Origin of the sequence: Mycobacterium sp. 1245805.9, assembly GCF_001672915.1 — a bacterium.
GTDB lineage: Bacteria > Actinomycetota > Actinomycetes > Mycobacteriales > Mycobacteriaceae > Mycobacterium.
This window is the reverse complement of record NZ_LZKR01000173.1, coordinates 40,850-47,759: the sequence shown is the minus strand read 5'-3', so window position 1 is coordinate 47,759 and position 6,910 is coordinate 40,850. Positions and strand designations below refer to the sequence as shown.

Sequence of the window (6,910 nt, the reverse complement as noted above, 5' to 3'; positions counted from 1 at the left end):
CGGCCCGACGAGTTGGCCAAATACGCCCGGCGGATCATGGACTGGCTTCACCCGGACGGCGAGTTCAGCGACCAACAACGGGCCCGCCGGCGCGGCCTGACCCTCGGCGAGCAGGACTTCGACGGCATGTCACGGCTCAGCGGCCTGATCACCCCGGAACTACGCGCCGCCATCGAGGCGATGCTGGCCAAGCTGGCCGCCCCCGGCGCGGCCAACCCCGACGACGACACCCCTGTCATCGACGACACCCCCGATGAGGACGCGGTGCGCCGCGACCACCGATCGACCGCCCAGCGCAACCACGACGCCTTCCTCGCGGGGCTGCGGGCCCTGTTCTCCTCGGGAAAGCTGGGCAGCCACAACGGGCTACCGGTGTCGATCGTGGCGATGACCACGCTCAAGGAGCTCGAGGCCGCCACCGGCAAAGCCCTGACCGGCGGGGGCACCCTGGTGCCCATGTCCGACATCATCCGCTGGGCCGGCCACGCCCACCACTACCTGGCGATCTTCGACGACGCCAAACCGCTGGCGCTCTACCACACCAAACGACTCGCCTCACCCGCCCAGCGCATCATGCTCTACGCCCGCGATCGCGGCTGCACCAAACCCGGCTGCGACGCCCCGGCCTACCACAGCCAGGTCCACCACACCCAAAGCTGGACGACCACCCGGCGCACCGACATCGACGACCTCACCCTGGCCTGCGGACCCGACAACCGCCTCGCCGAACAAGGCTGGACCACCCGCACCAACACCCACGGTGAGACCGAATGGATCCCCCCACCGCATCTCGACCGCGGACAACCCCGCACCAACTCCTTCCACCACCCCGAACGGATGCTGCGCGGCGAAGACGATGACGAACCCGTTTGACCGCAGGCAGTTTTCGATCGGGCGTCGGCCGCCAGGCGGATCAGGGTTTGGGTGCCGGGGCCGGGTTTCCGTACAGGCAGTCGTGGAGTTCCTGACTGCCCGGGGCGAAGTCGAATCCGCAGTTGCACTCACGAGCATCCCTGGGGGGAAGCGAATTGCAATACGGGGTATCAGCGGAGGCCGATGGTGCGGTCCACATGACGCCGGCCGCCAAGGCTGCCGCAGCACCGACCGTGGCCATCAATACTCTCGTCTTCATGCTGCTAACCCTTGCACACGCGGGCGAAATCCGCAGGTCGGCCGGCGGCCGTCAGGAGCCCGGCGACGGGCTGGCGGTCAGCACCTCTGCACCTTCGTCGGTGATGTGGACGGTGTCGCGACGAAGAACCGCGCCGACACCCTCCTGCCACACATAGCCGGTGATCGCCAGCACCATCCCGGCGTCGAGCCGGTCGTCTTCGTCTGCCGCCGCCAGGGTTTCTGAGACGACGGGCGGATCGAAACCCAATCCCAAGCCGTGCGCGACGGGCATCGGCGGTATGGGCTCGCCGGCCGCCTGATACGCGGCGAGCAACCCGGTCGCGGCTGCGCCGGGGCGACAGGCCGCGATCATCTTGTCAAACAGCGCATCCGAGCGCCCGAACAGCTTCCCAGTCGAACCGTTCGCCCCCTCACCTGCCGGCCAGGTCCGGCCGACCTCACCGACGTACCCCTCCGCCAGCGCACCCGCGGCGAAGGCGACGAGGTCACCGGGCCGTACCTCGCGAGGGCCGCGCCGCCAGGGGTGGTCGCGCGAGGTCACCCAGGCGACGTCCTGGGTGGCCGGCGTGCTGACACCACCCGCGGCCATGGCCTCCAGCGCGGCCCCGGCGAGCGTCTGCTCGGTCGCCCCGGGCCGCAATTCCTTGACGGCGGCGGAGAGTCCGCGTTCCGCCACTCGAAGCGCCGGGCCCATCGCGGCGATCTCGTCGGGCGTCTTGACGCGCCGCGCCGTCCGCATCGCCGGCTCGCCGTCGACCAGCTCGGCGTTCGGGAAGGCATCGGGTAGCAATGCCGCGAAAGTCGGTGTGATGGCGTCGGTTCCGACCCGGCGCGCGGCTTCGGCGCCGTCGATCTTCTTCAGCACGTCGATCAGCGTCATTGGGTTCCAGGCCAGCCCGTAGAGGTGATCGTGACCGATCTCCTCGGGGACGCCCTCGTCGTCGGTGCTGTTGAGGTAGATGTCCCCGGTGGCGCGCACCACCACGCACATCGGACCGAACGGCCGCGTCCCGGCTATCCACAGCTGCGGCGCGCCGGTCACGTAGCGAATGTTGGATTGCCGCCCCAGCACCAGGATGTCGAGGTCGTGTGCGTCCATCTGGGCCAGTGCCCGTTCCCGACGGCCCGTCCGCAATCGCGGCGGGTCGGGCGAAATCTCACTCGCCATAAGGGGAGTAGGGGTAGTCGGTGATCGGCGTGTAGCCGTCTTCGGTGATCACCACGATCTCCTCACTGCGATAGCCGCCCGTGCCGTCCTCCCACACCACCGGCTCGAGGACCAGCACCATGCCGGGCGAAAAGACGAAGTTGTCGTCGTACTCCTCGCCGAGGTCCGTTCCGATCATTGGTGCCTCGGCGGGGTAGGTGCCGATGCCGTGGCCCAGATAGAAGTGCGGCAGCCAAGGCTTGCGACCGCCGTTGGCCGCGATCGCCGTACGCGCCAGATCGCCCGAGGTGACACCGGCCTTGGTCACCTGGAGCACCTCGTCCAGGATGGCTCGCCACTGCCGAAATTGGTCCTGCTGACGGGGCGAGGGTTCTTGGCCGACCACCCAGGTGCGCCCGAAGTCTGAGCAGTATCCGGCATAGCTGATGCTGATGTCGGTCCACAGCACGTCCCCGGCGGCCAGCTCGCGGGCCGAGGGCAGCAGGGGCAACGCGAGGTCGCCGTGCGTCGTCCACACCCCGGCTTCCCGCGAACTCGGCATCACCTGCCAGATGGCCTCGAGCATGTTGGTGGTGGCGCCCAGCTCGAACGCGCGCCGAACGAGCTTGGCCGACAGGTCGATCTGCCGCACGCCCGGCGCCAACGCCGCTTGCACGTCGACCACCGCCTGTTCGGTGATGCGACAGGCCCGGCGAAGGCAGGACAGCTCGTCCCGCGTCTTGACCAATTGCGCGGCGCCGAGTACGAGCGCGGCGTCCGACGGCGGGCCGGCCGGGAACAGGGTGGCCGCCGATCGCCGCATCGCGCCGGTGAGCTCGTCGACGGCCACCGTCGCGTCCCGCGGGATCAGCTCCGCCAATGTCCGGGCGAAATCCTCTACACCCCGGTCGAATTCGAGATAGACCGGACCGTGCAGATGGTCGTCGGGCACCGGCGGATCGCGTGGTTCCAGGGACGCCCCGGCGCGAAACGGCAGGAACAGATGCGGGTGCTCGTCGTCGGCCAGCACGACGGCGACCGGCCGCTCCACGTGCGACAGGCCGGCGTCGATCAACGCCCAGCTGGCGCCAGTCGCGTATCCGACGTAGCCGTTCATCAGCAGGATGAGCGCGTCGACGCCGTGGTCGGCCATCGCGGCGCGAAGCCGCGCGCCGGTCTCGGCGCGCATCCGGGCGAAGTCCGGCTCGTCGGGAATGTCGATCACCGAGCCGCGGGCGGTGAGTGCGTCGGTCATGCTAGACACCCAGGAACTTCTTGATATTGCCGCCGACCACCCGCACGGCGTCTTCGGGGCCGACGGCGTCGACCACCGCGGCCAACGACCGCTCCGAGTAGCCGAAAGTGCTTTCGTTGTGCGGATAGTCGGACGACCACATCACCTTGTCGATGCCGATCTCCTCGATCTGGTCGAGCCCCAGCCCGTCGACCATGAACGAGGCGCACATGTGATTGTCCCAGTAGTAGCGGATGTCGCGCTGCGGGTGGTCCTTGAGCATGTGCCGGTACGAGGCCAGCACGTGCTCGGCGTCCTGCAGCGCCGGCGGCACCCAGGCGATTCCACCCTCGAACCAGCCGATCCGCAGCCGGGGATGGCGGTCGAGGATGCCGCCGAAGATGTACTTGGAGAACATCTCCCGGAACGAGTCGATGTTGACCATCATCGCGACTGCGACGCTGTTGACCTCGCTGGGAACCTTGGGCTGGCTCTCCCCGATGTGGTGGGCGACCGGCAGCCCGGCGTCCTCGATCTCGCCCCAGACGGCGTCCATCGCGGCGCTGGAGAAGTCGATGGCCCGGCCGTTGTCGTCGTTGCCGGGGCTGATCGGCATCAGAAACGTCTTGAGCCCGAGCGCTTTCAGCTCGGTCAGCGTGCGCCGGGTTCCGCGCGGATCCCACCAGTTGACGAGGCCGACGCCGTAGCAGCGGCCGCCAGAGCGCTCCTGCACGGCGGCGATGTGTTCGTTGTAGATGCGAAAGATGCGCTCCCGCAGGTCCTTGTCGGGATAGTGGAACAACGCCAGCACCGCGTTGGGGAACACCAATTCCTTGTCCACCCCGTCTTCGGCGAGTTCGCGTACGCGGGCGTCGATGTTGCTGCTCACCGCGCCGGCCAGGTCGTCGTACTGCATGAGCACCGCGCTGAAATCGCCGACCACCATGGATTGGCCCGGGCGTCCGAGCAGGTAAGCGCCGTCCTCGTACCAGATACGGGGCGCGTGATCCTTCAGGTCGTCCGGGAAGTGCTCGTAGAAGATGTCGTCGGCGACCGAGATGTGGTTGTCGGCCGAGAACACTTCCGTGCCGGCGGGCAGGCCGGTGGGACACCCAGCGGCGTGACCGTGGCGGTGTTTGGGTGCGCCGATCACCCCCTCGGGGTAGAGGGTGCGGGTTCGACTCGACATCATCGTTCGTATCGTCCCTCCACAGTGGTCACCGCCGGCATCATCCGGGGTACGCGACGCCGGTGAGTTGTTCGGACATCTGCCACAGCCGCTCCATGTCGGCCTCGCTACGCGCCAAGCGGGGGACACCCGCGAACGTGACGCCGCCCCCGGCGGTTTCGTACAGGCCGCGCGGGCCGTAGTATTTTGCGCCGTCGGCGTCCGGCGACACGGCCGCGTAGAGCGTCGGCTTGATGCCCTCGTCGACGTCGAGCCACATGAACGGCAGCAGCCGCCACGTCAGCCGGGTGAGACGGGCCTGCAGAGTCGGCGTGTCGCGCCCGTAGGACGCCCCGCTGAGCAGGTTGGTCTTGCTCAGCCCGGGATGCGCCGCGTTGGACATCAGGCGCCAACCGCCGCTGCGGCTGCGCCGATCCAATTCCATCGCGAACATCAGTTGCGCCAGCTTGGCCATTCCGTAGGAGCGCATGGGTCGGTAACCATGGTGGGCGTTCGGATCGCCGAAGTCGAGGTTCCGCTGGGTTGCGGCGATGCTGCTGACGGTCACCACCCGAGCGGACTTCGCTGCGCGCAGCAACGGCAGCAGGTGTCCGGTCAGCGCGAAGTGACCCAGATGGTTTGTGCCGAACTGCAATTCGAAACCTTCGCGCGTCTCCTGACGCCGCGGCGGCGTCATGACGCCGGCGTTGTTGATCAGGATGTCGATCGGCCGGCCCGCCGCGACCAGCTCCTCGCCCAGCGCCGCCACACTCCGCAACGACGACAGGTCCAGATGCCTGATGGTCAGCTTGGCCCGTGGCGCCTCCCGGCGGACCTCGGCGATGGCGGCTTCGCCCTTGGCCCGGCAACGAACCGCCATGACCACGTCGGCGCCCGCGGCCGCGAGCCTCTTCGACAGGCCAAGCCCGAGCCCGCTGTTGGCGCCGGTGACGAGCGCGCAGCGGCCCGACAGATCGGGCACCTCAAGGGCCAGGTCGGGCTTCACCATGTCACGGGGAGCTCGTACACGCCGTAGGCGAGGGTGTCGTGCTTGAAGGGCAGCTCCTCGAGCGGCGCGGCCAACCGCAGCGTCGGGACCCGGCGCAGCAGGGTGGGCAGGACGATCTGCAGTTCCATCCGGGCCAGTTGCTGGCCGACACACTGGTGGCGGCCGTAGCCGAACCCGACATGGGCGCCGTCCTCGCGCAACAGGTCCAGCCGGTCCGGGTGAGGGAATTGCCGGGGATCCCAGTTGGCCGGCGCGACATCGAGGATGATGCCCTCGCCGGCCCGGATGGTCTCGCCGCCGACCTCGATGTCCTCCACGGCAATACGACGCTGACCCGTCTGGATGATGCTCAGGTAGCGCATCAGTTCCTCGACCGCGTTGGCGATCACCTTCGGGTCGTCGGCGTCGCGCAGCAGCGCCCGCTGCTCGGGGTGCTCGAGCAACGCCGCGACACTGAGGCTGATCATGTTCGCGGTGGTCTCGTGACCGGCGATCAGCACGCCGAGCGCCAGTTGCGTCGCCTCGCGCACGCTGAGCTCCTCGGCATTGACCCGCTCGGCCAAGTCGGACACCAAATCCTCGGAGGGGCTTTGCATCTTGGCGCGAATCAGGTTGGCCAGGTATTTCGCCAACGAGGCGGCACCCTTGGCCGTGTCCTCTTCCGTCGCGTAGCGCCCCGTGCCCCGTTGGGCTTGCTCCTGGAAGAAGTCCGCGTCCTCGTAGGGGACGCCCAACATCTCGCTGATCACCAGCGACGGCACCGGCAACGCCAGGGTGCTGACGATGTCACCGGGATTGGGGCCGGCCAGCAGGGCATCGATGCGGTCGTCGGCGATCTTCTGCACCGCCGGGCGCAGCGCTTCGACCCGCTTGAAGGTGAAGGGTTTTGACAGCATCCGGCGAAACCGGGTGTGCTCTTCGGCGTCGGAGGTGAAGACCGAACGGGGCCGGGTGTGGACCGTCGCCAACATGCCCGCGTTCCAGTGCGGGTAGCCCGGCAGCCGGTCGTCGACGCTGGTGCGCGAGTCCGTGAACAATGCGCGGATCGCGTCGTAGCCGTGGATCAGCCAGGGGGTGCTGCCGTCCCAGATTCGAACCCTGCTCAACTGCTTGGTGTCGTTGAGCGCCAAGGCTTCCGGCGGCGGCGCGAAGGGGCAGCCCGGCGCCCGCGTCATCGGAAACTCCGGGACGTCGGTGTCGGTCCTGGTATCGGTCATC

At 68.4% G+C, this 6,910-nt stretch carries 6 protein-coding genes; 1 reads left to right on the top strand and 5 read right to left on the bottom strand.

The features are described from left to right. Nucleotides 1-873 (top strand): HNH endonuclease signature motif containing protein (locus A9X00_RS23820; RefSeq protein WP_156772259.1); only part of this gene is annotated, 873 nt, incomplete at its 5' end. A 310-nt stretch (nucleotides 874-1,183) separates the two neighbouring features. Here A9X00_RS23820 and A9X00_RS23815 read toward each other — a convergent pair. From A9X00_RS23815 to A9X00_RS23795, 5 genes are read right to left on the bottom strand one after another with little or no spacing between them, the layout of a single operon-like run. After that, a complete protein-coding gene (locus A9X00_RS23815; RefSeq protein ID WP_067159014.1) occupies nucleotides 1,184-2,302 on the bottom strand; it encodes a Xaa-Pro peptidase family protein in 1,119 nt (372 codons plus the stop codon). Then, the gene (locus tag A9X00_RS23810; protein WP_067159012.1) at nucleotides 2,292-3,536 is read right to left on the bottom strand and encodes a Xaa-Pro peptidase family protein; all 1,245 of its coding nucleotides are present in this window, start codon (nucleotides 3,534-3,536) and stop codon (nucleotides 2,292-2,294) included. Before A9X00_RS23810 ends, A9X00_RS23815 begins: the two co-directional genes overlap by 11 nt. A 1-nt stretch (nucleotide 3,537) precedes the next feature. Further along, entirely contained in the window at nucleotides 3,538-4,704 is a 1,167-nt protein-coding gene (locus A9X00_RS23805) for an amidohydrolase family protein (RefSeq protein ID WP_067159008.1), read from the bottom strand. A 40-nt stretch (nucleotides 4,705-4,744) separates the two neighbouring features. Further along, nucleotides 4,745-5,692 (bottom strand): SDR family oxidoreductase, encoded by a 948-nt coding sequence (locus A9X00_RS23800; protein ID WP_067159005.1) that lies wholly within the window; start codon nucleotides 5,690-5,692, stop codon nucleotides 4,745-4,747. Then, a complete protein-coding gene (locus tag A9X00_RS23795) occupies nucleotides 5,686-6,909 on the bottom strand; it encodes a cytochrome P450 (RefSeq protein WP_067159002.1) in 1,224 nt (407 codons plus the stop codon). The genes A9X00_RS23800 and A9X00_RS23795 overlap by 7 nt, the downstream gene beginning before the upstream one ends. Nucleotide 6,910: the final 1 nt, after the last annotated feature.

What these genes read in the sequence shown, in the direction of transcription:
- A9X00_RS23795 (WP_067159002.1), bottom strand. Translation starts at nt 6,909, where the DNA reads ATGACCGATACCAGGACCGACACCGACGTCCCGGAGTTTCCGATGACG.
- A9X00_RS23800 (WP_067159005.1), bottom strand. Translation starts at nt 5,692, where the DNA reads ATGGTGAAGCCCGACCTGGCCCTTGAGGTGCCCGATCTGTCGGGCCGC.
- A9X00_RS23805 (WP_067159008.1), bottom strand. Translation starts at nt 4,704, where the DNA reads ATGTCGAGTCGAACCCGCACCCTCTACCCCGAGGGGGTGATCGGCGCA.
- A9X00_RS23810 (WP_067159012.1), bottom strand. Translation starts at nt 3,536, where the DNA reads ATGACCGACGCACTCACCGCCCGCGGCTCGGTGATCGACATTCCCGAC.
- A9X00_RS23815 (WP_067159014.1), bottom strand. Translation starts at nt 2,302, where the DNA reads ATGGCGAGTGAGATTTCGCCCGACCCGCCGCGATTGCGGACGGGCCGT.